This window comes from Paraburkholderia sp. SUR17, from assembly GCF_029536165.1.
Lineage (GTDB): Bacteria > Pseudomonadota > Gammaproteobacteria > Burkholderiales > Burkholderiaceae > Paraburkholderia > Paraburkholderia kururiensis.
Genome location: NZ_CP120508.1, coordinates 2,225,789 through 2,252,725, shown reverse-complemented (window position 1 = coordinate 2,252,725; position 26,937 = coordinate 2,225,789). Strand labels below are relative to the sequence as shown.

Below are 26,937 nucleotides of genomic sequence, written 5' to 3'. Positions count from 1 at the left end.
GTCGCCTCATCCGTGATCCATGCCGCTTTGGCCGGGTTCGCCGTCTCTTTCGCAAAGGCCCATGCTGCAGCTTTTCTATTCCAACCGGTACGAGACGCTCGCGAGTGCGCTGCTCGAAGACCTGCGGCACGCGCCGGAAGACCCGTGGAGCGCGCAGCCGGTCATCGTGCCGAACGCCGCCGTGCGGCGTCAGCTGGAACTCGACATCGCGAGGCGATATGGCGTGTGCGCGAACATCGCGTTCGGTTACCTCGCGAGCTGGCTGTGGGCGCAGATCGGCCGCGTGATTCCGGTGCCCGAGCATTCGCCGTTCGCGCCGGACAGGCTCGTGTGGCGTTGCTACCGGCTGCTCGATCCGGCGCCCGGCGCAGAAGTGTCGCCCTGGCTCGCCTCGCCGCGGCTCGGAACCTATCTGCGTGCCGCCGACGAAACGATGCGCTACGAACTGGCCCGGCGCATCGCCATGGTCTTCGATCACTACCTGACGTATCGGCCCGAATGGCTGCTGCAATGGCAGGCTGGCCATTCGATTCTGGCCGCAGGCGCAAGTGATGGCGACAAAGTCCCGCTGGCGAGCGGGCCGCGTCTGCAACTGCCTGGTGCGAGCGACGCCCAGCACGAAGACGAGCGTTGGCAGGCGGCGTTGTGGCGCACACTGCTGCAGGAGGTGGCGGGCGAGGGGCACCCGCTCGCTGAGGCGACACCGCCCGCTTACCGCTTTCTCGATGTCGTGCGCACGCTCGACCTCGATGCCGTGGCGCGGGCGCGCTGGCCCGAGGCCGTGAGCGTGTTCGCGCTGCCCACCATGCCGCCGCTGCACGTAGCGCTGTTGCGCGAACTTTCGCGCTGGATGGACGTGCGTCTCTACATGCTCAATCCGTGCCGCGAATTCTGGTTCGACATCGTGACCGAGGCGCGGCTCGAAGCGCTGGATGCGGCCGGCGAGCGCGACTATCACGAAGTGGGGCATCCGCTGCTGGCGGAATGGGGACGGCAGACGCAGGCGCAGTTGCACATGGTCCACGAACTCACGGAGAGCGCGGCATCGGGCGAGGCGTCGGCGTACGAGGAAAACCCGCAATCCACCTGGCTCGCGTGTATTCAGAACGCGATGCTCAATCTCGAGCCCGAAACGCAGGGGGCGGCGGCGCCAGCGGAGCGCGGCATCGAAGTGCACGTTTGCCATAGCCTCTCGCGTCAGCTCGAGGTGCTGCACGACCGGCTGCTCGGCTGGTTCGACGAGATCGAAGACCTGCAGCCGTCCGACGTGCTCGTCGCGGTGCCCGATCTGGGCGCCGCGGGCCCGCTGATCGACGCGGTATTCGGCACGGCCGCGCTTGGCGATACGCGTCGCATTCCCTATCGCATCACCGGGTTGCCGCCGTCGCAGGCGAACCCTGTGGCGCGCGTGCTGCTCGACTGGCTCGCGTTGCCGGAGCGCAGCGTCGGCGCGCCGGAGTTGATCGAGTGGTTGCGCGTCGATGCGATCGCGGCGCGTTACGGCATCGACGCCGCGGCGCTCGAAGCGGCCCAGACCTGGCTTGCTGCCGCGGGCGCGCGGCGTGGGCTCGTGCCCGGCGAGCCCGCGGGCGAGGACGTGCCGGTTGCACGCCATACGTTTTCCGACGCACTCACGCGGCTCTTTCTGGGCTACGCGCTGCCCGAGGGCGGCGAACCGGTCGACGCCTGGTTGCCCGTGCAAGGCGCGGACGGTTCCGAGGCCGAACTGCTCGGCCGGCTCGCGCGTTTCGTCGACGACATCGACGCGTTCGCGCGCCGCTGCGCCGAAGGCAATACGCCGTCCGGCTGGAGCACGCTCCTGCTCGATACACTCGCGCAATGCTTCGACACCGGCGTGGCCTTTGCGCCGATGCTCGCCGGCGCACGCGACGCGATCGACGCGATGGTGCGTGCCATGGCCGACGGCATGGGCAACGGTGCCGACGGTGCCGATGGTGCCGACATCGCCGTGATTCCCGCGGCGGTGGTGCGCACCGCATTCGCCGAGGCGCTCGACGACCCTGCGCGCGGCGGCGTGCCGTGGGGCAGCGTCACGTTCTCGTCGCTGACGAGCCTGCGCGGCCTGCCGTACCGCGTGGTGTGCCTGCTCGGCATGGACGACGGCGTGTTGCCGAGTCTCGCGCGTGCCGACGAGTTCGACCTCATGGCGTCGTTCAGCAAGCCCGGCGACCGTCAACGGCGCGACGACGAGCGCAATTTGTTCCTCGATCTGCTGCTCGCCGCGCGCGACCGGCTGCTGATCGCCTACACGGGGCGCAGCATTCGCGACAACGCGCCGCTGCCGCCCGCCGCGCTGGTGGACGAACTGCTCGATCATCTGGCCACGGTGTCGGCCGGCCAAGGCGCCGGTCCTGACGAGGTGGAGGCCGCGCGGCGAGCGTTTATCGTGGACCATCCGCTTCAGCCGTTTTCCGCCGACTATTTCGCCGCACGGCCGGCACTGTTCACCTACGACCCCGACCGCGCCGAACTGGCCGAACTGCTCGCATCGCGGCACGTCGAAGCGCGTGTGCCGTTCTTCTCGCAACCGTTGCCGGCCAATACCGCGCCGCTCGTCGCCTTCGACGACTTTCAGCGTTTCTGGCGCCATCCCGCGCGTGCATTGCTGCGCGACCGCCTGGGTATCGTGCTCGCCGATGCCCAGGCGGAACTGCTCGACACCGAGCCGTTCGAACTCGACTACGCGGGCAGCGACGCGCTTGCGGCACGCCTCATGCCCATGCTGCTCGATGTACAAGCGCGCACCGATGCGCTGGAACGCGCGCGGCGCGTGGCCGTGGCGAGTCCGGAATTGCCGGGCGGGGCGACAGGCGCCGTGTGGCGGGAGCGCGAACTCAACGCATTGCGGCTGCTTGCCGACCGGGTGCAGAGCGAAATGGCAGGCGGCGTTGAACGGCTGCCGTTTGCGCTCACTATCGATCCGCGCTGGCCGGATACAGCGGACGTTCCGCTCTTCGGTGCGCACGAGCGCGTGTTGCGCGAAGCGGCGCAGGCCACGCCGCTCGAACTGCACGGTTCGCTGAATCTGCTTACCGGGAACGGCCAGGTGATTTTCCGTTATGCCCGTCCCAGCGCGCGCGACTATCTGGCCGCCTGGCTTGCGCATCTCGTCTATTGCGCGGCGCAGCCGGCCGGCCCTCGCCGCACGGTGTGGCACGGCAACGGCGAAACGTTCGAATTTGCGCCCGTCGATGCGCCGCTGGATAAGCTCGCGCCGCTTGCCGCGCTCTATCGCGCCGGGCAGATGTTGCCGCTGCGCTTTTTTCCGAGAAGCGCGTGGAAGAGGTTCACCGAGAGTGAATCCGCAGCCCAGGGGGCGTGGATCAATGACCGCACAGGCGGCGAATCCGACGACCCGGCCTGGCGCATCGCGCTGCGCGGCACGCCGCTCACGCTGGACGAGCCGTTCGGCACGCTGAGCTCGCTCGTATTCGAGCCGCTCGTCGCCCATCTGCGGAGCACGTCATGACCGCAGTCACCACGCAGCGCCACGACGTGCCTACCGAACTCGACGTGTTCGCGTGCCCGCTCGACGGCGTCAACCAGATCGAAGCGTCGGCCGGCACCGGCAAGACCTGGAACATCTGCGCGCTCTACGTGCGCCTGTTGCTGGAAAAGGACTGCAAGGCCGACGAGATACTCGTCGTCACCTTCACGAAGGCGGCCACAGCCGAACTGCACGAGCGCATCCGCGGGCGTCTTGCGCAGCTTCACCGCGAGATCGAACGGGCTATCGCAGAAGGAGTGGGCGAGGCGGAGCAGGGCGACCTCGATCCGTTTGTGGCACGCCTGTTCGAAACCACGCTCGCGCCGGAGCGCGGCATCGATCTGGACACCGCCGCGAAACGCGTGCGGCGCGCGCTGCGCATGTTCGACCAGGCGGCCATCCACACCATCCACGCGTTCTGTCAGCGCGCACTGCAGGAAGCGCCGTTCGCTGCGGCCATGCCGTTCGCGTTCGAGATGGAGGCGGACGACGCCCCACTGCGCTTCGAACTGGCCGCGGACTTCTGGCGCGAGCAGGTCGAACCCGTCGCGGCCGCGCATCCCGCGTTTGCTGCGTGGCTCGTCGCGAACCGGGCGGGTCCCGCATCGCTCGATGCGCAGCTGGCACGCCGGCTCAAGAAGCCGCTCGCCGTGCTGCGTTGGGATGGCGTGGTCGACGCAGCCGCAAGCGGTGAAGACGCGCAGGCGCGCTTCGACGCCGCACGCGAGCTTTGGTGCGCGGAGCGGGACGCCATCGTGAGCCTGCTCGCCGACGCGAGCGAGCGGCTCAGCAAAACGTCGCACAAGCCCGAGGCCGTGAGCGCGGCCATTGCCGCCTGGAGCGACTGGTTTGCCGAGGGCGATTGCCATGCGCCGCCGCCGCGCGCAGCGCTGAAGCTCACCGCGTCGGCGCTCAAGAAGGCGACGAAAACGAAATTCACGCCGCCCGAGCACGCGTTCTTCGCGATGGCCGACACACTCGCGGCCGCCGCCGAGGCAGCCGAGGCGGCGCAGCGCGCGCGCTGGCTCGGGCTCGTCGAGGCGTGGCTCGCGTTCGCGCCCGGGGAACTGGCTGCGCGCAAGCGCGCGCGTCGCGTCGTGTCGTTCGACGACCTGCTCTCGAACCTCTACCGCGCGCTCAGCGAACATCCGTGGCTTGCCCAGACGCTGAGGGCACGCTATCCGGCCGCGCTCATCGACGAATTCCAGGACACCGATCCGCTGCAGTTCGCCATTTTCAGCCGCATCTTCGCGCCGCGCGGTCCGCTCTTTCTCGTCGGCGATCCGAAGCAGGCGATCTACAGCTTCCGCGCCGCGGACCTGCATACCTATCTGGCCGCGCGCGACGCCGCCTCTCACTGCTACACGCTCGCGGTCAATCAGCGCTCCACGCGGCCTATCGTCGACGCCTGCAACCGTCTCTTCGAGGCCAATCCGCGCGCGTTCGTGCTCGATCGGCTCGACTATCAGCCGGTTCGGGCCGGCTCGCGCGAGCGACCGCCGCTGCACGACGACGCGGCGCCGGGCGCGGATTTCCGCGTCTGGATGCTGCCGGACGGCGCGAAGGCCGAGGCGGGCGCACAGAGCGAAGAGGCAATGCTCAGCAAGAGCGCCGCGCAACGCGCAGCCAGCGAGGCGTGCGCGCAGGAAATCGTGCGGCTGCTACGCGGTGCGCGCGAGGGACACGTCACGATCGGTGCGGTGCCGCTCACGCCCGGCAACATCGCGGTGCTCGTGCAGACGCATCGGCAGGGTAGCCTCGTCAAACGTGTGCTGGCGGCGTGGGGCGTAGGCAGCGTGGAACTGGCTCAGGCATCGGTGTTCGAGACGCTCGATGCCGAGCAGATCGAGCGCGTGCTGGCGGCCATCGATACGCCGGGCGACCTGCGCCGCCTGCGCGCGGCGCTCGCCACAGACTGGCTTGGTCTCGACGCGGCCGCGCTCTGGCGGCTCGAACAGCTTGCCGATGCGCCGGCTGGGCAGGACGATCCCGCTCACGCCGCCGACGCCATGAGGTGGGTCGAACGCTTTTCGCGTTACCGCACGCTATGGCACGAACGCGGCTTCGCCGTGATGTGGCGCACGCTGATGCGCGAGCTGCGCGTCGCGCAACGCATCGTCAGCGGGCCGGAGGGCGAGCGCCGGCTCACGGACGTGAACCATCTCGCCGAACTCGTGCAGGCACGCGCGGCGCTCACGCCGGGCATTGCGCCCACACTGCGCTGGCTTGCCGCGCAGCGCGCCCAGGGCGGTGGCGAAGAGGCGCAGTTGCGCCTCGAGTCCGACCGTAATCTCGTGCAGATCGTGACCGTGCACAAGTCCAAGGGGCTTGAATACGCGGTGGTGTTCTGCCCGTTCCTCAACGACGGCGGGCTGCGCGACGCGCCGTCGTCAGGCCTGCCCGATGCGCGCGAGTACCACGACGAAGCGGGTCATGCCGTGCTCCATTACGGCTGTGGCGAAGACGAAGCACGCGAGGCCGACCGCTACGCGCAGCGCGAGCAGGCGGCCGAGCGCGCGCGGCTCGTCTATGTGGCGCTGACACGCGCGGTTTATCGCTGCTATCTGGTCGCGGGCCCGTATCTCGCTTCGCGCTCCACCAAGGAATCGCAGCGCAGCGTGCTCAACTGGCTCGTGGCCGGCGCGGGTCGTGAATTCGAAACCTGGCTTGCCGATCCGCCCGATGTGTCCGTGCTCGTCGAACAGTGGCACGCACTCGCGGGTGGCCCGATAGCGGTCGAACCGTTGCCGAAGGTGGCGGGACGTCTGCCGCTTCAGGCCGATGTCGCGGCCGGCGCGCATATGCAGGCGCGTGCAAGCCGGCGCATCTTGCGCGACCCGTGGCGCCTCGCGAGCTTCAGCTCGCTCGTGGCGGCCGGCGCGAGCCGCGGCGAGGCGGCGTCTGTCAGCGAGGACGCGCGGCCCGACCACGACGAGCTGGCCGACGCAGCGGGTGAGGCCCCGCCTTGGGTCCCGGCTCGCCCGACGCTCGCTCTGCCCGCGGACGACATCCTCGCGTTTCCGCGCGGCGCCGCGGCAGGCGAATGCCTGCACCGCATGTTCGAACTGGCCGACTTCTCCGACCCGAACACCTGGCCCGAAGCCGCCCGGCGCGCGCTCGTGGAACGTCCCGCATCCGCGGCGCCCGAACTCGTCCCACGTTTGCCGGCGATGATGCACAAGCTGCTCGCGGACGTGGTTGCCGTCGAACTGGTGCCGGGCATGAAGCTCGCATCGCTCGATCCCGCGCGCCGTCTCAACGAGTTCGAGTTCGTGTTTCCCGCCGGTGCGCTGGATCTCGCCGCGTTGCGCACGCTGCTCCTTGCGCACGGCTATCCCGACGTCGCGCTGGAACCCGGCACGTTACGCGGCTTCGTGAAGGGCTTCATCGACATGATCGTGGAACACGACGGGCGTTACTGGATCGTCGACTGGAAGTCGAATCATCTCGGCGATGCGCCTGAAGACTACGATGCAGCCTCGCTCGACGAGGCGATGTCGGCTCACGCGTATCCCCTTCAGGCCTTGCTCTACACGGTCGCCCTGCATCGCTATTTGCGGACGCGGTTGCGCGATTACGCGTACGACACGCATATGGGCGGCTATCTGTACCTGTTCGTGCGCGGCGTGCGGGTGGCCTGGCGCGCGGGTGGCAAGGCGGGTGGCGTGCACGTGGGCCGGCCGTCGGCCGCCCTCATCGAGGCGCTCGATGCGCTGATGGCAGGGGGCGAGGCGTGAGTACGACCGAACGACTAACGAGCGCACCGACCGGCGCCGCCATGCCGGCGTCTGCGGACTTCAGTCTCGCGCTCGCGGAGGGCTTCGCGGCGAGGATCGGCATGCTGGCAAGGCGGCTCGGCGCCAACGCGAATAGCGTGCGCTGGGCGCAACGCGCCGCATTTGCGGTCAGCCGCGCGACCTCGGAGGGGCACGTATGCGTGCCGCTATCGGCGCTCGCGACCCGTGGCGGCGACGATGTCCCACAGATCCGCACAGCGCTTCTCGCGAGCGGCGTGGCCTGCGACGGAACGCAGAAGGTCGAGGCCCTGCGGCCACTCGTGATCGACGCCGCAGACCGGCTCTATCTCGCGCGTTACTACGACTACGAGCAACGACTGGCCCGATTGCTGGTGACGCATGCGCGCGGCGCAGATGAGCAGGGCGTGCCAGCGGCTTGCGCGGCTTACGCGAACGAACTGAAGGAAAAACTCGAACGCTTTTTCGGACCCGCGCCGCACGACGAGGTGGACTGGCAGCGTGTGGCGGCAGTGACGGCCTTGTCCGGCGGACTCACCATCGTGAGCGGCGGTCCCGGTACGGGCAAGACGACCACCGTGGCGGGCCTCCTTGCGTGTCTGCTCGACACCCAACCGGACTTGCGCATCGCGCTCGCCGCGCCCACGGGCAAGGCAGCACAGCGTATGCAGGAAGCGCTGCTCACGCGTGCGGCCACGCTTCCCGCCGAACTCGCCGCGCGGTTGCCGGCGACGTCCTGGACGCTTCATCGGCTGCTCGGGCAGTCGCCGGGGGGGCGGTTCCGTTATCACCGCGATAATCCGTTGCCGTACGACGTGGTGGTGGTGGACGAGGCATCGATGATCGACGTTGCGATGGCGACGCATCTGCTCGATGCGCTTGCACCCCGTACGCGGCTCGTCATGCTTGGCGACAAGGACCAACTGGCAGCCGTGGAGGCCGGCGCCGTGTTCGCCGAGTTGAGCGCACGTCTCGCGTTCAGCCGACGCGGCGTCGAGCGCATCGCGGCGGCACTGGGAATCGGGGCGGAGCAGTTCGAGACGGCATTGCCCGATACGCACGTGAGGAAAGAGGATTCCCCGCATGAGACGGGGCACGTGGGCGATGCGGCCGCGGCAAACCAGACGGTTCATCGCAGCGGTGCGAGCGATGCGGCGCTCGGCGACCTGTTCGATCGGCTGCCGGTCGAAGAAGAACCGAAGCCCGTAGCGGCATCCGGCCCGACTGTCGGCGCGCCTCGTGTACTCGCCGACTGCGTCGTCTGGCTGGAGCGCAACTACCGTTTCGGGCTCGACTCGGTGATCGGCCGGCTCTCGCTTGCCATTCGCCGTGGAGATGCGCAGGCCGCGCTGGATGCGCTTGCACCGGTCGCACCGGTTGCACCTGTTGCCGCAACCGGGAGCCACGCCGTGCCCGCTACCCCGGCTGTCTTTTATGAAGACGACAGCGCGGCACTTTCGGAGCGAACCGTGGCCCGCCTGGCCAGCGCCTTCGCTCCGTATGTGCACGCCCTTCGTAGCGCGCTCGCCGCTCACGCGCCCGACCCTGTACCGCTATTCGACGCGCTCAATCAGTTCCGCGTGCTGTGCGCGACGCGCCTCGGGCCACGCGGCGTCGATGCCCTCAACACGTTGATCGCGGCCCGGGTGCGCCGCGCCGCCAACGTGGTCGTCGGGGTGGGCGCGAACTGGTACGCCGGTCGGCCTGTCATGGTGACGCGCAACGACTACGCACTCGGTCTCTTCAACGGTGACATCGGGATCGCGTTGGCGGGCGCGGACGGCGTGCTGCGCGTTCACTTTCGCACCAGCGATGGCGGCGTGCGAACGGTGTCGCCCGCTGCTTTGCCACCCCACGACACGGCGTTTGTCCTGACGGTCCACAAGTCGCAGGGCTCGGAGTTCGACCATGTGGCGTTCGTGCTTCCGGCCGGTGCCAGCCGGGTGCTGTCGCGTGAACTCGTGTACACGGCCGTCACGCGCGCGCGAGCGCGCGTCGAGGTGGTAGGCTCACGCGCGGTGTTCGCCGAAGCCGTCGCGACGCCGACGCAACGTGACTCCGGTCTTTCGGCACGAATCGCCGAAGCGTTGCGCAATGCGAACCAGGAGGCCAAAGCATGAATCCTCGATACGCGATACCGCCCAACGAAATCGAGCTGACCGCCGTCCGTGCGCAGGGCGCCGGCGGCCAGAACGTCAACAAGGTATCGAGCGCGATTCACCTGCGCTTCGACGTACGGGCGTCGTCGCTGCCCGAGGTCATCAAGATGCGCCTGCTCGCGCTGCACGACCGTCGCGTGACACGCGAAGGCGTCGTGATCATCAAGGCGCAGGAGTATCGGACTCAGGAGATGAACCGTGCGGCGGCGCTGGCGCGGCTCGATGAACTGATCGAAAGCGTGAGCGTGACGCGTAAGTCCAGGGTGGCGACGCGGCCTACGCGCGCGTCGCAGACACGTCGCCTCGACAGCAAGACGAAGCACAGTGCGGTGAAGGCAGGGCGCGGACGCGTCGGCTTCGACTGACGAAACCTGGGTGACGGACTACTGCTGCGACGTGCGCGGCGGTTCGCCCAGGAAGTCGACGCAGAGCACGTGGAGCTTGCCCGCATGCATGACCGCGACGGCCGCCGTGTAGCAATCCGCGCCTTCGGTGAGCGAGCAGTGCGGCCCCATGACCGCCACCCGGCCCGGCGCGGCGATGGCGCGACGGAAATAGTCGCGCCGCGACCAGTTGGCGTGCGTATCCGGAAAGAGCGGTGCGAGTCGCGCGGGTGGAGGCGGCAGATGCGCTGCGGCAATGGAGGGCAGCTCCTGCTCGCCGGACTCGTTCGTGACGAAGACGCGACAGGCCTCGCCCACGCGAAACGCGGCATGGGCGGCCTGCTCGAGATCGCCCGTCGTCGCGAACGCGCTGCCGGCGTCCGCGACCGCGCGGGTGAAATCGTCGAAGGAAGGACGCTGCCGGCGCGCATGCCGACGTTCGTAGGCCGCGTAGCGTTTCCACATCGAGCGTAGCTGCGCGGGCGCGGCGGCGCCGGCTGCGCGGATCGATGCATTCGGCTGGCCGAACCAGAAGCCCTGCACGAAATCGATGTCGGCGCGCATCAGCACCATCAGCTCTTCCTCGGTTTCCACGCCCTCGGCGAGCACCAGCGTGCCCGCCTGATGAAGCATCGTGACGAGGTGACCGATGAACGACGCATCTCCGCTGTGCAGCGCGGCGCGCGTCACGAGCGAGCGGTCCAGCTTCACGATGTTGGGCCGGTAGCGCCAGACGCGATCGAAGTTCGAGAAGCCGGTGCCGAAGTCGTCGATGGCAATCAGGAAGTCGCGCGGTTGGGAAGCCGCCATCGCGGCGACGGCGGCTTCGTCGTCGGCACGATGTTCGAGCACTTCGATCACCACGCGTTCGTGAGGCAGGCCGAAGTACTCGCACAACTGCTCGATGAACGCGCGATGCGGCCAGCCCGTTTCAAAGGCTTGCGGCAGGGCGTTGAGAAAGAGCCAACCCGTCTCGATGCGCTGCTCGACGAAGTTCGCCACGTGCAGGCAGCGTGTAAGCGGATCGAGCTGCACCGGGTCGCTGGCGGATTTGGGCTGCGCAAAAAGCGTTTCGGGCGCAACGGACTGGCCGGTGGAGTCGGTTGCGCGCGTCAGCGCTTCATAGCCCACCACGCGCTGATGAGTGATCGACAGCACCGGCTGAAACACGCTCGACAGCGCGTAGTCACGCCACGTCGCGGTCCAGCCGGACTCGTTGCGCGCGAGATGCGGCAGCAGGGCGGTAATCGTCCGGTCTTCGACAATGGACATGGCAAAACGCCGAAGTGTGATGTCTGGAATAGCGATGGCGATTGCGTCCCGCGCGCTATGCCCTGGCGCGCCTGGCGCGCCAGGGGCGAGGATCGTAACCGCCGGTATGGCCAGTGTGAAACGCAATGCGCGATTGCAGTGCCGGATTGCAGTGCCTGTCTGCTGCCGTGATCCCGACTCAATGGCATAAGTCGAGGCGAGTCTAACAGTTTGGGCGTTCGGCGAATGTACGGGTAATCACAGTGCTCGTGTCGTGGTCGACGGGACCGTCAGGAGCGACAGGCGCCGCCGCGCTGCGAGGGGGCCGTGCGCTATGGGGCGAGGCCGTAAGGTGGCCGTCATCGAGTATCGACACATGGTAAGCCGTCATGCTGCACGGCGGACATGGCCTGGATGTGCGTATGTGCGGCCATTCCCCACTGTTGCGCACTTGCTATGTCGACAATTCGGAGAGCGCACCTGTCGCCCGCGTGGGCGCTTCACGGCAGCGCACTGCGGGCACGACCCGCCGGATCGGCATCGCGTCGGACGGCTGCGCCCTCGGCGACCTCAATGCGCAGCTTGCGGCACGTCGAGGATCAGGATGATCGTCCAGTCGGCGTCGCCATCGTGATGATATTGACGCTCGGCGACGATAAACGGCTGCTGCTTGCCTTGAGGCCCGAGGAACAGTACGTCGCCCTCCATGGGCAGGCATTCGACCGGCGGCAGCGCGAGGAAAGCTTCCTTGTCGCCGCGCGGCATCAGCTTCTCGATTTTGCGCGATGCCGCTTCGGTCCATTCGATGTCCAGCTGGATATTGCTCATTGAGTCCTCCGCACCGGTAGGCGCATGCTTGCTCGCGTGCCGGGCCTTGGCTACAGAGCCGGCCCGGGATAAGGGAAAAGTGCGCGACTTTAGCATACCGGTGCCGCGCCTCCGCGGGCAGTAGACCGTTACGCCATTGAGCCTGCGCACTACGAGAGACCGCCATCTACAGCCGCGCATCGCCGCGTGATTTCGCCGCCCGTCGCGACGCGCCATTGCAGTAAATGCGCCGGTGAAAAGCAAAACAGGCCGGTGCCGGGTGATCCGGCATCGACCTGTCTTGTTGGGTGACGCGCGCCGCTGTGCGACCGCGTGTCCGGCATTACATGCTTGCGCCCGAAGCAGCGGCTGCCTTGCCCGCCTTCTTGTGATGACGGACCGGACCGTGATGGCGCATGGGCTTTGCCGGCGCTGCTTCGGCCGGCTGCGCCGACTGCAGTGCCTGGGCGCGTTGCTCGATGTCGGCGGCCTTGGCCGGATCGGTGCTCATCGTGATGCCCGTGTCGGACTGCGCGTAGGCGGCGCCGGTCAGTGCGGAAAGGGAAACCAGAATGGCGAGGGACACTTTCTTCATCGTTACCTCCGTAGGAGCGGTTTATGGACCCAGCTGGTGCCTGTCCAGTCCAAGAAGACGTTTGGAAAGACAATTCATTCTAACGAGCAATATCGGATCCAGATGACGACGAGTTACACAACTGACGCATAGTTACATCCCGTTACATCTTTGTGCCGGGTGTGAGGGACTGGCCTGCACGCGGCTCGTCGCCGCAGGTCGTTTGCTCGACGGACGTTTTTTCCTCCGCCCGGTACGGACTATGCGTGATGGGTAATCGGCGTCGGCGCGGCCGCTCGAAACGTCCTGATCAGAACCATCCGATCCGGCGGTAAACGTGGAACTGGGCGATGCCGACAAGCTCGTGCAACGCTGTCTCGGCCGCCACGAGATTCGACAGCCTCGGCAGCCAGCCGCATTTTGCGTGCCGCACGTTTGACACGACCGGCTGGGGAGCGTAGCCGAACCGGTGAAAGTCGAGCATCGCACGCGGCATCTGGTACGCCGATGTCACGAGCATCAACGAATCGTAACGTTGCTGCTGCAGAATGGCCGCGACGTTCCGAGCGTTCTGGTAAGTGGTGAGACTCGTGTTCTCGAGGACGATGTCCTTGCGCGCTACACCGAGCGTCAACAGGTAGGGCAGGTAGGTGTCGGCCTCCGATGCCGGGTGCCGTTGCGGATTGCCGCCGCTCACGATCACGCGGCAGTTCGCCCCATCGTCATGACACCTGCGGTAGAGCTTCGACACGGTCGCGATGCGCGCCATGGCGTCGCGCTTGGGGACGAGTACGCGATCGTCGCTGAATTCCGTGCCGCTGCCGAGCATGACGATGAGCGTACCCGCGCCCGCCGAAGTGAACGTCGCGTGGGTTGCCGTCGAGTCATAAGGAATCCGATAGATTGAGGGTTGTGCCCAGTCAAGTAGAGCCTGTGTGAGCCAGCCAGCTGCGAGCAACCAGAAGACCATCGCTGCGGCAACGGCGATACCTCTGCGCGCGCTGCGCCACAACATGAAAGCGGTCACGAACAGCGCGAATAAAGTCGATAAAAGCAATTTATTTGCGGTAATGTATGGATTTTCCGGTGAACGTGCGTGTAGCCATCGCGCCATCAAGGTTGCATCGTCCGCGCGCGCAAGGAACGGTAGCACGACGTTCGTACGGGGACCGGAATAAACGCGGCCGCCGCGCAAGGTCAGCCATGTCTGATTGCTGATCGCCCATGCCGGAGCAGCCGCGATGTCCGCCGCGCGCGTGAGCGCGCACAGGCGCCGGTGCTGCGGGCCATACCGTGGTCTGCCGCGCCTGCGGGCCGGCACGGCGACGTCGGATCGGGTTGTGTCATGGCTGCACTTTGAGAAAGAAGCGAGATGACGACGTATTCCAACGAAGCGGTACTCGAAGCATTGCGGCGCGCGCAGTATCGTCAGGTCCCTTGGGCCCGGCGTCCCGAGGTGTTCGAATATCTTCGCGCCCTGGGGCTGATGGAGACGGTGCGGCAGCGTACGGTGGCACCCGCGCCGGGTTTTCATGCGCCCGTCGACATTGCGGTGCTCACGGATCGCGGCCGCGCGGAGTTTGCCCGCTTAGCTCGCGACGAACGGTCGCTGCAATGGGAAGCCAGCCGCATGAGCGACTACGTGGCCCGCCAGCCGCACGAAGCCGACCTCGAGGCACGCCATTGATTGACGTCATGAGTAATGCCGTTTAACACGGTAACACGGCCATCCTGACGGCGCCCCTACCTCCGCTGCCGCAAGGCACAAAAAAAACCCGTATCGCGAGATACGGGCTTACCGGATTACTGCTGCCACGCTGTGCTTGATGGCACTTCATAGACCTCGTCGGCGGCAAGGGGTTCCCGCTGCAGGTGTAGGCAACCTCATTTGCGTGGCAATGCGCGACGCGCATTCGGCATGGGCGGGTCCGGCCGCTCGCGGACATTGCTCGCGATGTCGCCACGCAGATCGCCGCGCGGTGCAGGCGGCGTGAAACCGCGGCCACGCATGCCGTCTTCCCGCCAGGTCTGAATCGTTGCGGGTCGGTCGGGACGCCAGTTCCAGCCCTGTGGCCGCTGTTGCGCGTGAACTGCGACCGCCAGCCACGAAACCAGCGCGACCAGCAGGCCGCTCGTAAGCCGTGGTGCCAATTTCATGGCGCTTTCCTGTCAAGCCAGTCGTGCTGGACCTGTTTGCATGCTCCTACCGTATGCTGGGAGCCGAAAGCGGGCTGTAAATAATAGTAAAGAGATGTTTCGCTGAACGCTGAAGACCTAAGCGGGCGCAGGCACGCATTGCAGCGAGGCGCGCTGATGGCGGTACGTGAGGGTGGCGGCCTGGGAGGGAGGCGAGACTACGTCGTAACCGGCTCTACCACGCGCCACGGCAAAATGCGCGAGGCCCGGTTGCGGCAGGCAGGGACGGCGGAAGACGGAAGACGGAAAAAGAAGATCGAAAGCACACCGGGCGCACGAGAGCGCCCGGTGTCAAAGGAAAAGGTTCGTGCTCAGGCCATCTTGACCGGTGCGCGCCAGGACTCGGGATTGGTCCAGAACGCGCCGCGCAGGCGGTCACGGCTGGGCGGCGCCGGCGGCTTGGCGGCCGTCGCGCCAATGCGTCCGCGCAGCGAAATCTGCCGGCCGCTCGAACCGAGGCGCTTCACAATTTCGGCGAGCGTGCCGTCGGCCTGCCATTCGTCGAAACGGCGGCGGCATGTCGGCGGCGACGGATAGCGACCCGGCAGCTTCGACCAGCCTTCGCCAGTCGACAGGACCCATAGCACCGCGTTGACAACTGCACGCGCTTCGACACGAGGCCTGCCGCGCCGCTCGCTCCGTGCGGGCTCCGCACAGAACAACGCCTCGACCAGCGCCCACTCGTTATCTCTCAAATCGTCGAACAGCATCATGTTTCACCTCAGCGAAGCTAACTCCGGTGCGCTGCCCCGCGCCGCGCACTCTTCACGCACCCCGTGGAGTGCCAGGAGGGACCGGGCTTGCCGCGACCGAAAGGTGCATCGTCGCGGGTGTTGCCGGCCCTGTGCGCATTCCTTTGCATGAAGCGTGCCATGTACGCAGCGTTCACCTGTAAGCCGCGCAGCATCAAGCTCACGCGGGCGCTAGCCAGGGGCGTATAAGAATCCAAAACGCACATCCCGCAAATCGGGACAATCACCAATCTTGTGCAGTCAGGCTCGTCCAGCGTGCGTTTGCGCTCTATTGCTGCATTGCCGCGAATAGTTGCGCACCATTTGCCTGTTTTTCGATACAGGCGGGTCAGACGGCCCGAGCGCCGCCGCGCCACGCCGCGGCAGTCTAGAATACGCATCAATCACTTTTACTTATGAGGCAACGCAATGAATGTGACGCTGCGGCAGCTAAGGGTATTCATCGAAGTCGCGCAACGGCAAAGCTTCAGCCGCGCCGGCGACGAGATCGGACTCACCCAGTCCGCCGTGAGTCGCTGTGTGCGCGAACTCGAGGCCGAAATCGGCCTGAAGCTGATCGACCGCACGACGCGCGACGTCCAGCTCACGGACGTGGGCGCCAATCTGGTGGCGAGCGTGTCGCGCCTGCTGGCTGATCTCGACGATACGTTGCGCGAAATTCGCGAGATCGGCGAGCAGCGGCGTGGGCGCGTAGTCGTCGCAGCGAGCCCGACGGTGGCGTGTCGCCTGATGCCGCGCGTCATCGCCGCATGCGGCCGACAGTTTCCGTACGTCGCGCTCGGGCTGCGCGACGACGTGCAGAGCGACGTGGTGCGCAAGGTGCGTTCGGGCGAGGTGGACTTCGGGGTGGTCATCGGACCGTTCGCAGCCGACGACATGATGAGCGAGACGGTCATGACCGATTCGTTCTGTGTAGTCATGCGCGACGACCACGCACTGGCGGGCCGTCGCGAGGTGGCATGGAAGGATCTCGATGGCGAGCGGCTGGTGATGCTCGATCAGGCATCCGGCAGCCGGCCGATCATCGATGCCGTGATGAGCGAGCAGGGCGTGCATGTCACGGTGGTGCAGGAACTGGGGCATTCGGCGACGGTGTATGGCCTCGTCGAGGCCGGTATCGGCGTGAGCGTGCTGCCGTGGCTCGCGTTGCCGCTGCCGGCGGGTGCGTCGCTGGTGGCGCGCCCGCTCGTGCCGCGCGCCGAACGCACCGTCGCGCTCGTGCGTCGGCGCGACCGTTCGCTTTCCCCGGCCGCCGAAGCGGTATGGACGCTGATCGGACAGATGCCTAAGCGCGCCGAAGACCTGGGGTGAGTCCGCGCGACGCAGCGTCGGCGCTGCCCCTCGTCCCGAATCCTGATGCCCGCCGCGAAACCTGAACGCTTGTGCGGGCTCGCACGCGAGCCCGCCGGAAGGCGCGCTACACTGGCGGCCTTTGACCGAAACCGATGGGCACGTCGCCCAATGAGAGCCTGAATGAGTGCGTCGATGAACGAGCTCGATCCGCCGCTGCGGACTTCCACTGCGCCGGATGCGTCCGCCCCTTCCCCTGCTTTCGCGCCGCAGTCCCTTCGTGCCCGTGACGCCGTGCGCGACCTGCGGCCCTCGCAGATCCGCGAGGTGGCGAATGCCGGGTTCGGTGTCGAGGACGTGTTGCCGTTCTGGTTCGGGGAGTCGGACCGGGTGACGCCAGCGTTCATCCGCGACGCGGCGAGCGCATCCCTTTCGGCCGGCGCGACGTTCTATACGCACAACCTGGGCATCGCGCCGCTGCGCGCGTCTATTGCGCGCTACGTCACCAGCCTGCACGGCGAGACGTCGTCGGATCACGTGGCTGTGACGAGCGCCGGCGTCAATGCGCTGATGCTCGCGGCGCAACTCGTCGCCGGTTCGGGCGACCGCGTCGTGACCGTGACGCCGCTGTGGCCGAACATCGTCGAGATCCCCAAGATTCTCGGCGCGCATGTGGAGACCGTGGCGCTGGACTATGGCCCGTCCGGCTGGACGCTCGACCTGGACCGGCTGCTCGCGGCCCTTACGCCGGATACGAAGCTGCTGATGATCAACTCGCCCAACAACCCGACTGGTTGGGTGATGAGCCGTGAGGATCAGCGCGCGGTGCTCGATCACTGCCGGCGGCACGGCATCTGGATCGTCGCGGACGAAGTCTACGAGCGTCTCTACTACGGCGAGCCGGGCGCGCTGACGGCCCCTTCGTTCCTCGACCTCGCGGGGCGCGACGAGCGCGTCATCTGCGTCAACTCGTTTTCGAAAGCGTGGCTGATGACGGGTTGGCGACTCGGCTGGATCGTCGCGCCGCGCGCGTTGATGGACGACCTCGGCAAGCTGGTGGAGTACAACACGTCGTGCGCGCCCGAATTCGTGCAGCGTGCCGGGATCGCGGCGATCGAGCAGGGCGCGGACTTCACGCTCGAACTCGTCGCCAGCCTGCGTGCCTCGCGCGATCACCTGGCGCGCCTCCTTCGCGAGCGTGCCGGTATCGAGGTGAAAGTGCCGGCCGGCGCCATGTATCTGTTCTTTCCGTTACCGGGCGGCCAGAACAGTCTAGATCTGTGCAAGGCGCTGGTGCGCGAGGCTCATCTCGGGCTCGCGCCGGGCAGTGCGTTCGGCCCTGAGGGCGAGGGATTCGTGCGGTGGTGCTATGCGTGCGATCCGGCGCGGCTCGATGTCGGCGTCGAGCGACTGGCGCGGTTTCTCGCGGAACACGGTCTGCGCTGAACGCGGCGCGACGCGCGGATCAGCCGCGCGATAGCGCGGCGGGCCGTGGCGCGTGTACCGGGTCCGGCGCCTGAAATGGCCTGCCCGCATGGCCTGCATGCTGCGCGCATAGGTCTCGACTCATCCGTGCCGATGCGGCCGCGGCGCCTTTCTGAACGCGGCTGAACACCATTGCGGTGCGCCAGGGATTTCGTCTTTACGCACCAGAGGTTTTTGCGTAATATGGCGCTCAGTCACGCGATTCCTGCCTAAGGAATTTCGCTGCTCCGTCCGGCTGGGTCTGGCTACAATGCCCGCTTCATGGCCCCCCGGCGCGTGCTCCCATCAATATGACCGATCAGAAATCGGGCGAGCGCGTCTCCAGTTCCATTTCGTCTGTCTGATCCGGTTTCCTGAACCTGACATAAGGTCTGACCTGGCTGCATGAATACCCAAGAGGCGAAGATCGTCCTCGAGACTGCTTTGATTTGCGCGCAGGAGCCGCTCAAGCTCGGTGATTTGCGCAAGCTGTTTGCCGACGGCGTTTCTGCCGACGCGGTACGCACATTGCTCGAAGATCTCAGGAGTGACTGGTCGGGACGCGGCGTCGAACTGGTCGGGCTCGCTTCGGGCTGGCGCTTTCAGAGCAAGCCGGCGATGCGCACGTATCTCGATCGGCTGCATCCGGAGAAGCCGCCCAAATACTCGCGTGCCGTGCTGGAAACGCTCGCGATCATTGCTTACCGGCAGCCGGTCACGCGGGGCGATATCGAGGAAATTCGCGGCGTCACGGTCAATACGCAGGTCGTGAAGCAACTCGAAGACCGTGGCTGGATCGAGGTGATCGGGCATCGCGACGTGCCGGGCCGTCCGGCGTTGTACGCCACGACGCGCCAATTTCTCGACGACCTCGGATTGAAGTCGCTCGACGAATTGCCGCCGCTCGACGACCCGTCCGCGCAGCTCAATGTCGAGATGCTCGGCCAGAGTGCGATCGACTTTGCCGATGAGGCGGAAGCGGCGGCTCAGTCTGGCGGCGAGCACGAAGCGCAGAACGATAGCGGCGTTGAGACCGCGCACGAGACGAACGAGGAGTCGCAGGTTCTGTCCGCAGCCCACAACGGCTTCGACAACGCGGTCGCTGAGCATCAAGCGGACGACGGAAGTCGGGCAGTGTCCGGAAACGAAGATGAAGCGCCGGCGGCGAGTGGGTCCGGATACGACGGCAGCGAAAGAGACGAAAGCGTCGTGGCTGGGGGCGCGAGCCAACTGGCGCAAGCCGACGAGATTCCGTCCGCAGATGCGGCTAGCACGCCGTTGCAAGCGCCGCAGGCCGGGAACGGCAGCAGTACCGAAACACAAGAATCGATCGCCGGCAGCGCGTCTGCCGGGGATGAACCGCCTCTGGCCGGCAACGGGCCGGCGGACGGCGAGAACGTTGACGCTGCGCAGGGCGAACCCGCCATGCGCGAGGCCAACGGCGAACACGGCGAGGCGACTGTGTCCGGACACCGTCCGGAGCAGAACGCCGACGAAGCGCCGGAAGACGGCCGCGACGCGGAGCAGGACCGGGAAATGCCGGCCAGCCCCGAAGCCGCGTCCCGTAACGCCTGACCTGAACAAACACCTGTGCCGCGCCCGCAAGGGGCGCGCGCGACCTGACATTTCGAGGTTGTTTTGACACATACCCATGACACCGATTCGACCGGGGCGTCCGAGTCCGGGCATGCCGCACAACCGGCGCAGGCCGGTGAGCCGAACGTGACGACCGGCGCCGCCGACGGCGCGCAGCCGGGCGCTCAAGGCCAGGGCGGGCAGGCAGAGGATCGTCCCCGCCGGGGACTGCGCCGCGGTCCGCGCAGTCTGATTGCTCGCCGCCGCGCGGGTTCGAAGACAAAGAACGCCGAAGGCTCGACCGAGCAGGCCGCGCCTGCGCCCGCCGTTACGGAAGCGCCGCCCGACGGCGTGGTGGTCGCGCAGGTACGCACCCCGCGCAAGGAGAAGGGGCCGAAGCCCGAAGGCGGGCGTCGCAATGCGGCGGGCGGCAAGCGCCAGAAAGGTCAAGGAGGTCAGGGCCGCAGCCAGGGTGACGCCCCGCAAGGCCGGCAGGGCCAGGCAGGCGCGAGCACGGAGGGTGCAGCCCAGGACGACCTGTTCCTTTACGTGACCTCCCCGGCCTTCGACGCCGACAACAGCGCTCCGGGCTCGGGCGTGCGCGCGCCGATGTTGCGCCGCGGCCGTCCTCAGGCGCCCAAGCGCGTGCTTTCGCCGGACGACGACGCACCCAAGCTCCATAAGGTTCTCGCCGAGGCCGGCATGGGTTCGCGCCGCGAGATGGAAGAGCTGATCGTCGCCGGCCGCGTGTCTGTGAACGGCGAGCCCGCACACATCGGTCAGCGCATCCTGCCCACCGATCAGGTTCGCATCAACGGCAAGCCCGTCAAGCGCAAGCTGCAGAGCAAGCCGCCGCGCGTGCTGCTCTATCACAAGCCCACGGGCGAGATCGTGAGTCATGCCGATCCCGAGGGGCGTCCGTCCGTGTTCGACAAGCTGCCGCCCATGAAGACGGCCAAATGGCTCGCGGTGGGGCGCCTCGACTTCAACACCGAAGGCCTGCTGATGCTGACGACGTCCGGCGACCTCGCCAACCGGTTCATGCATCCGCGCTATAGCGTGGAGCGCGAGTACGCGGTGCGGGTAGTGGGAGAGCTGACCGAAGGCTCGCGCCAGAAGCTGCTGCGCGGCGTCGAACTCGACGACGGTCCCGCGAACTTCCTGCGCATTCGCGACGGCGGCGGCGAAGGCACGAATCACTGGTATCACGTTGCGCTTGCCGAAGGCCGTAACCGCGAGGTGCGGCGCATGTTCGAGGCGGTCGGCCTGATGGTGAGCCGCCTCATCCGCACGCGGCACGGTCCGATCTCGTTGCCGCGCGGCCTGAAGCGCGGCCGCTGGGAAGAGCTCGAGGACAACCAGGTGCGCAGCTTGATGTCGTCGGTCGGCCTCAAGGCGCCTGTCGAGGAGAAGGGCGGTCGCAACGGTGCACCGGAGCGCCGCCAGCCGGACCCGATGGAGACATCGATGGGCTTCATCCACAAGGAGCCCGTATTGACCGCGCACGGCAACTTCAACCAGCCGCGTCAAGGCCGTCGAGGCGGCGCGGGCGGGATGGGTGGCGGTATGGGCGGCTTCGGCAATAACGCCGGCTCGGGTTATGGCGGCCGCGGTGGCCAGGCGGGCGGTCACACGGGTGGCCGGGGCGGCGTGGGCGGTCAGGGTGGCCGCGGCGGACGCGACGTCGACGGCAACCGGGCGCCGGCTCCTGCCAAGCGTGGCTCGGGCAAGGCCAATCCCAATCCGAACGCCAATGCCAACGGCAATGGCAACGGCAATGGCAACCGCCGTTCGGGCAACAACAACGGTACGGGCGGGCAGCGCGGTGGCCAGCGCGGGCCGCAGCGCAACCGCTCCCGCGGTCACTGAAGCCCGAGGGCGGCGCGAAACCCGAGGTGAAAAGCCTTGAGAATCAAGGCGCGCCGCCCCATATGACAAAGCATCGGGAAGCCTTGCCGGTTTGCGTTCATATCGGAAAAAGGCTACAATTGCGAAGTCGCTGGGCGCGCGGTTTCACAATGTGCGGCTCAGATGCGACCACCGGTTAGAAGAAGATGGGCGTTCAGCCCATTTTTTTTTGGTCGAAACGGTTGCGCATCTCGGGTCGGGCGGGAACGGAACGGGCACGCCCACCTGGTGCGCAGCCCGCGCGAGATGTTCGCAGGCTTGTCGCGCGAACATCTGGAGTGGGCATTGTGCAACTGACGGAACTGATAGAAACCACGGTCTCGGGCCTCGGCTACGAACTGGTCGATCTCGAACGCACCGGGCGCGGCATGTTGACCGTGTATATCGACCAGCCCCAGGGCATTGCGATCGAAGATTGCGAGAAGGTCACGCGTCAGTTGCAGCACGTCCTGACGGTCGAGAACATCGACTACGAACGGCTCGAGGTGTCGTCGCCGGGCCTCGATCGCCCGCTCAAGAAGCTGGCGGACTTCGAACGCTTCGCGGGAAGCGAAGTGGTGATCACGCTGAAAAAGCCATTGGACGGACGGAAATCGTACCGGGGCATCCTGCATGCTCCCGAGGGCGAAACGATCGGTCTGGAATTCGAAGGGAAACAAGGCGCTGCAATGCTCGATTTCACGCTCGCGGACATCGATCGCGCGCGCCTTGTGCCCAAAGTTGACTTTAGGAGCCGCAAATAATGAGTCGCGAAGTGTTGATGCTGGTGGATGCGCTGGCACGCGAGAAGAATGTCGACAAGGACGTGGTCTTTGCCGCCCTTGAAGCGGCGCTTGCATCGGCATCGAAGAAACTCTTCGACGAAAACGCGGACATCCGCGTCCATATCGACCGGGAAAGCGGCGAGCACGAAACGTATCGCCGCTGGCGTGTCGTGCCGGACGAGGCGGGCCTCCAGGAGCCGGATCAGGAAATCCTGCTGTTCGAAGCGCGCGAGCAGAAGCCCGATGCGCAGGTGGACGACTACATCGAGGAACCGGTGCCGTCCATCGAGTTCGGCCGCATCGGCGCGCAGGCCGCCAAGCAGGTGATCTTGCAGAAGGTGCGCGACGCGGAGCGCGAGCAGATTCTGAACGACTTCCTCGAACGCGGCGAAAGCATCATGACGGGATCCGTCAAGCGTCTCGACAAGGGCAACTTCATCGTCGAATCGGGTCGTGTGGAAGCGCTGCTGCGCCGCGATCAGCTGATTCCGAAGGAGAACCTGCGCGTGGGCGACCGCGTGCGCGCGTGGATCGCGAAGGTCGACCGCACGGCGCGTGGTCCGCAGATCGAGCTTTCGCGCACCGCGCCCGAATTCCTCGTGAAGCTCTTCGAAATGGAAGTGCCGGAAATCGAACAGGGCCTGCTGGAAATCAAGGCTGCCGCACGCGATCCGGGCGTTCGCGCGAAAATCGGCGTGGTGGCGTACGACAAGCGTATCGATCCGATCGGCACCTGCGTCGGCATTCGCGGCTCGCGCGTGCAGGCCGTGCGCAATGAGCTCGGTGGCGAAAACGTCGACATCGTGCTATGGTCGGAAGATCCCGCCCAGTTCGTTATCGGCGCGCTCGCGCCGGCTGCTGTCCAGTCGATCGTCGTCGACGAGGAAAAGCATTCGATGGACGTCGTCGTCGACGAAAGCGAACTGGCTGTCGCGATTGGCCGCAGCGGCCAGAACGTGCGGCTTGCCAGCGAGCTCACCGGCTGGCAGATCAACATCATGACGCCGGACGAATCTGCGCAGAAGCAGAACCAGGAACGTACGGTCCTGCGCGATCTGTTCATGGCGCGGCTCGATGTGGACGAGGAAGTCGCCGACATCCTGATCGACGAAGGCTTTACGAGCCTCGAAGAGATCGCCTACGTGCCGCTCAACGAGATGCTCGAAATCGAGGCGTTCGACGAGGACACGGTGCACGAGCTGCGCAACCGCGCACGCGACGCGCTGCTCACGATGGCGATCGCCAACGAGGAGAAGGTGGAGAGCGCCGTGCTCGACCTGAAGAGCCTTGACGGCATGGACGCGGACCTTCTCGCGAAGCTTGCCGAGCAACAGATCCATACGCGCGACGATCTCGCGGAGCTGGCAGTCGACGAACTGGTCGAGATGACAGGAATGGAAGAGGACGCCGCCAAGGCGTTGATCATGAAAGCACGTGAACACTGGTTCCAGTGAAAGATGACCAGGACCTGAACGGGACCCGACCATGAAGCACTGAACCTGACGCGGCCGGATGTCGAAGGGCCGCACGATCCGATGTCAACCGCAAGGAATGGATCCTTGCATCAAGAGGAATGAATGGCGAGTAACAACGTAGCCCAATTTGCCGCGGAACTGAAAATGCCTGCTGGCGTGCTGCTCGAGCAGTTGCAGGCGGCAGGCGTCCAGAAAGCGAGCGAAGACGATGCCCTGTCCGAGACGGACAAAGCGCGTCTGCTCGACCACTTGCGCAAGTCCCACGGTTCCACCGACGGCGACAAGCGCAAGATCACGCTGACGCGCCGGCATACGTCGGAGATCAAGCAGTCCGACGCGACGGGTAAGGCTCGTACCATTCAGGTCGAAGTGCGCAAGAAGCGCACGTTCGTTCGCCGCGACGAGTCGGCCGAACAGGCCGAGGCATCGAATCATGCGACCGCCGACGACGAGCTCGAGCTTCAGCGCCGCGAGGAGCAGGCACGCCGTGAGGCGGAACTGCTCGAGAAGCAGGCGCAGGAGCTGAGGGAACGCCAGGAACGGCTCGAACGCGAAGAAGCGGAGCGCCGCGCACGCGAAGAAGCGGCTGAAGCCGAGCGTCGCCGTGCCGAAGAGGACGCGGCGAAGAAGCGCGCGGCGGCCGAAGCCGCGGCACGCGAGCTGGCTGCCCAGACGGTCGAGGCCGAACGTACGGCCACAACCGAGCAGGACGAAGCACGCGCAGCAGCCGAGCGAGCGGCTCAGCGTGAAGCGGCGAAGAAAGCCGAAGACGCCGCCCGCGAAGCATCCGAAAAGGCACGCGCCGAGCAGGAAGAGATCGCTCGCCGCCGCGCTGCTGCGGAAGCCGAAGCACGCGCCATCCGCGAAATGATGAACACGCCGCGCAAGGCCCAGGTGAAGGCGCCCGAACCAGCGAAGCCGGTCGAGGCACCGAAGGCCGCCGAGGCGAAGGGTACGCTGCACAAGCCCGCGCGTCCGGCCGGCGAAGTCGCTCGCCCGGCAGTCAAGAAGGCCGGCGCGCCGGCACCGGCCGCAACGCCCGCTTCGCCGGCGGCGCCGGCAGGCGATCGCGCCAAGAAGCCCGGCGGCAAGGGTGGCTGGCAGGACGACGCCGCGAAGCGTCGCGGCATCAAGACGCGCGGCGACACGAGCGGCGGTGTGGATCGCGGCTGGCGCGGCGGCCCGAAGGGCCGGGGCAAGCATCAGGATGCGGGTTCAGCGTTCCAGGCACCTACCGAGCCGATCGTGCGCGAAGTGCACGTGCCGGAAACCATCACGGTGGCCGACCTGGCTCACAAGATGTCGGTGAAGGCATCCGAGGTCATCAAGGTCATGATGAAGCTCGGCCAGATGGTCACGATCAACCAGATGCTCGACCAGGAAACGGCGATGATCGTCGTCGAAGAACTGGGCCACCGTGCGGTTGCGGCCAAGCTCGACGACCCGGAAGCGTTGCTCGTGGAAGGCGAGGCCTCCGACGCGGAAATGCTGCCGCGTCCGCCGGTCGTCACGGTGATGGGTCACGTGGACCACGGCAAGACCTCGCTGCTCGACTACATCCGCCGCGCGAAGGTGGCGGCGGGCGAAGCGGGCGGCATTACGCAGCACATCGGCGCTTACCACGTCGAAACGCCGCGCGGCGTGATCACGTTCCTCGACACGCCGGGTCACGAGGCCTTCACGGCCATGCGTGCCCGCGGCGCGAAGGCGACGGACATCGTGATTCTCGTGGTGGCGGCCGACGACGGCGTGATGCCGCAGACGAAGGAAGCCATCGCGCACGCGAAGGCAGCGGGCGTGCCACTCGTCGTGGCGATCAACAAGATCGACAAGCCGGACGCGAATCCCGAGCGTGTGAAGCAGGAGCTCGTCGCCGAAGGCGTCGTGCCGGAAGAATACGGTGGCGATTCGCCGTTCGTGCCGGTGTCCGCGAAGACGGGTGCCGGCATCGACGACCTGCTCGAAAACGTGTTGCTGCAGGCCGAAGTGCTGGAACTTACGGCACCGGTCGATGCGCCGGCCAAGGGCCTCGTGATCGAAGCGAAGCTCGACAAGGGCAAGGGTCCGGTTGCAACGGTGCTCGTGCAGTCGGGCACGCTGAGCCGCGGCGACGTTGTGCTCGCAGGCAGCGCCTACGGCCGCGTGCGCGCGATGCTCGACGAAACCGGCAAGCCGGCGAAGGAAGCCGGCCCGTCGATTCCGGTCGAAATTCAGGGTCTTTCGGAAGTGCCGGCTGCGGGCGAGGAAGTCATCGTGCTGCCGGACGAGCGCAAGGCCCGCGAAATCGCGCTGTTCCGTCAAGGCAAGTTCCGCGACGTGAAGCTGGCGAAGCAGCAGGCCGCGAAGCTCGAAAGCATGCTGGAGCAGATGGGCGAAGGCGAAGTCCAGAACCTGCCGCTCATCGTCAAGGCGGACGTGCAGGGCTCGCAGGAAGCGCTGGTGCACGCGCTGCTCAAGCTCTCCACCGACGAGGTGCGCGTACAGATCGTGCATGGCGCAGTGGGTGGCATCACCGAAAGCGACGTCAACCTGGCCACGGCTTCGAAGGCGGTCATCATCGGCTTCAACACGCGCGCGGATGCTCAGGCGCGCAAGCTGGCCGAAACCAACGGCGTGGATATCCGCTACTACAACATCATCTACGACGCTGTGGATGAGGTGAAGGCGGCGATGTCCGGCATGTTGGCACCGGAGAAGCGCGAGATCGTTACCGGCATGGTCGAAGTCCGTCAGGTCTTCAAGGTGCCGAAGGTCGGCACGGTGGCGGGCTGTATGGTCACGGACGGCGTGGTCAAGCGTACGTCGTCGGTGCGCGTGCTGCGCAACAACGTGGTCATCCACACCGGCGAGCTCGATTCGCTCAAGCGCTTCAAGGACGACGTCAAGGAAGTGAAGCAGGGCTTCGAGTGCGGTATGTCGATCAAGAACTTCAACGACATCGTCGAAGGCGATCAGTTCGAAGTCTTCGAGATTACCGAAGTGGCGCGTACGCTGTAATACCCGGCGCTACGCATCCGGGCGGGGCGGGCGCAAGCCGGCTCCGCCCTTTGTTTTTGGGCGCCGCGCGCCGTGCCTC

At 66.5% G+C, this 26,937-nt stretch carries 17 protein-coding genes and 1 pseudogene; 12 read left to right on the top strand and 6 right to left on the bottom strand.

Going from position 1 to position 26,937, the window contains the following annotated elements:
* Positions 1-61: 61 nt before the first annotated feature.
* The 4 genes from recC to arfB are packed head-to-tail and all read left to right on the top strand — an operon-like array spanning position 62 to position 9,787.
* Entirely contained in the window at positions 62-3,490 is a 3,429-nt protein-coding gene (gene recC / locus P2869_RS09900; RefSeq protein WP_277596340.1) for an exodeoxyribonuclease V subunit gamma, read from the top strand.
* A complete protein-coding gene (recB, locus tag P2869_RS09895) occupies positions 3,487-7,245 on the top strand; it encodes an exodeoxyribonuclease V subunit beta (RefSeq protein ID WP_277596339.1) in 3,759 nt (1,252 codons plus the stop codon). Before recC ends, recB begins: the two co-directional genes overlap by 4 nt.
* 41 nt (positions 7,246-7,286) lie before the next feature.
* On the top strand, positions 7,287-9,383 hold the full coding sequence (locus P2869_RS09890; RefSeq protein ID WP_277598100.1) for an AAA family ATPase: 2,097 nt from the start codon (positions 7,287-7,289) through the stop codon (positions 9,381-9,383).
* Positions 9,380-9,787, top strand: a complete 408-nt coding sequence (gene arfB / locus P2869_RS09885) for an alternative ribosome rescue aminoacyl-tRNA hydrolase ArfB (protein ID WP_017776532.1) — start codon at positions 9,380-9,382, stop codon at positions 9,785-9,787. Before P2869_RS09890 ends, arfB begins: the two co-directional genes overlap by 4 nt.
* Before the next feature lie 18 nt (positions 9,788-9,805).
* Here arfB and P2869_RS09880 read toward each other — a convergent pair whose 3' ends face one another.
* The 4 genes from P2869_RS09880 to P2869_RS09865 form a co-directional block, all read right to left on the bottom strand.
* Positions 9,806-11,077, bottom strand: coding sequence for an EAL domain-containing protein (locus P2869_RS09880; RefSeq protein WP_277596338.1), 1,272 nt, complete (start codon positions 11,075-11,077; stop codon positions 9,806-9,808).
* A gap of 549 nt (positions 11,078-11,626) precedes the next feature.
* Positions 11,627-11,884, bottom strand: coding sequence for a hypothetical protein (locus tag P2869_RS09875; protein WP_017776534.1), 258 nt, complete (start codon positions 11,882-11,884; stop codon positions 11,627-11,629).
* A 322-nt stretch (positions 11,885-12,206) separates the two neighbouring features.
* Positions 12,207-12,458 (bottom strand): hypothetical protein, encoded by a 252-nt coding sequence (locus tag P2869_RS09870; protein WP_017776535.1) that lies wholly within the window; start codon positions 12,456-12,458, stop codon positions 12,207-12,209.
* A 289-nt stretch (positions 12,459-12,747) separates the two neighbouring features.
* Positions 12,748-13,452 carry a YdcF family protein gene (locus tag P2869_RS09865; protein ID WP_277598099.1) on the bottom strand — a complete coding sequence of 235 codons (705 nt, stop codon included), beginning with the start codon at positions 13,450-13,452 and terminating at the stop codon, positions 12,748-12,750.
* A gap of 357 nt (positions 13,453-13,809) precedes the next feature.
* Here P2869_RS09865 and P2869_RS09860 point away from each other — a divergent pair, with 357 nt between their 5' ends.
* Entirely contained in the window at positions 13,810-14,124 is a 315-nt protein-coding gene (locus P2869_RS09860; protein ID WP_277596337.1) for a hypothetical protein, read from the top strand.
* 197 nt (positions 14,125-14,321) lie between these two features.
* On the opposite strand, the gene P2869_RS09855 is transcribed toward P2869_RS09860, so the two are convergent.
* Together P2869_RS09855 and P2869_RS09850 are read right to left on the bottom strand one after the other, a co-directional pair.
* On the bottom strand, positions 14,322-14,594 hold the full coding sequence (locus P2869_RS09855) for a hypothetical protein (protein ID WP_017776538.1): 273 nt from the start codon (positions 14,592-14,594) through the stop codon (positions 14,322-14,324).
* A 362-nt stretch (positions 14,595-14,956) separates the two neighbouring features.
* Positions 14,957-15,343: pseudogene (locus P2869_RS09850) on the bottom strand (transposase); the annotation flags it as partial.
* Between the two features lie 450 nt (positions 15,344-15,793).
* On the opposite strand from P2869_RS09850, the gene P2869_RS09845 reads away from it, so the two are divergent.
* The 7 genes from P2869_RS09845 (at position 15,794) to infB (ending at position 26,858) form a co-directional block, all read left to right on the top strand.
* On the top strand, positions 15,794-16,696 hold the full coding sequence (locus P2869_RS09845) for a LysR family transcriptional regulator (protein WP_277596336.1): 903 nt from the start codon (positions 15,794-15,796) through the stop codon (positions 16,694-16,696).
* 174 nt (positions 16,697-16,870) lie between these two features.
* Positions 16,871-18,121: a pyridoxal phosphate-dependent aminotransferase gene (locus P2869_RS09840; RefSeq protein WP_277596335.1), complete on the top strand. Its 1,251-nt coding sequence runs from the start codon at positions 16,871-16,873 to the stop codon at positions 18,119-18,121.
* Between the two features lie 423 nt (positions 18,122-18,544).
* Positions 18,545-19,714, top strand: coding sequence for an SMC-Scp complex subunit ScpB (scpB, locus tag P2869_RS09835; RefSeq protein WP_277596334.1), 1,170 nt, complete (start codon positions 18,545-18,547; stop codon positions 19,712-19,714).
* 63 nt (positions 19,715-19,777) lie between these two features.
* Positions 19,778-21,583 (top strand): 23S rRNA pseudouridine(2605) synthase RluB, encoded by a 1,806-nt coding sequence (gene rluB / locus P2869_RS09830; protein WP_277596333.1) that lies wholly within the window; start codon positions 19,778-19,780, stop codon positions 21,581-21,583.
* A gap of 326 nt (positions 21,584-21,909) precedes the next feature.
* Complete coding sequence (gene rimP, locus P2869_RS09825; protein WP_026121806.1) at positions 21,910-22,365, top strand: ribosome maturation factor RimP; 456 nt, start codon at positions 21,910-21,912, stop codon at positions 22,363-22,365.
* A complete protein-coding gene (nusA, locus tag P2869_RS09820; protein ID WP_017776545.1) occupies positions 22,365-23,840 on the top strand; it encodes a transcription termination factor NusA in 1,476 nt (491 codons plus the stop codon). Before rimP ends, nusA begins: the two co-directional genes overlap by 1 nt.
* A 123-nt stretch (positions 23,841-23,963) precedes the next feature.
* Entirely contained in the window at positions 23,964-26,858 is a 2,895-nt protein-coding gene (gene infB, locus P2869_RS09815; RefSeq protein ID WP_017776546.1) for a translation initiation factor IF-2, read from the top strand.
* The last annotated feature ends 79 nt before the right edge of the window (positions 26,859-26,937 follow it).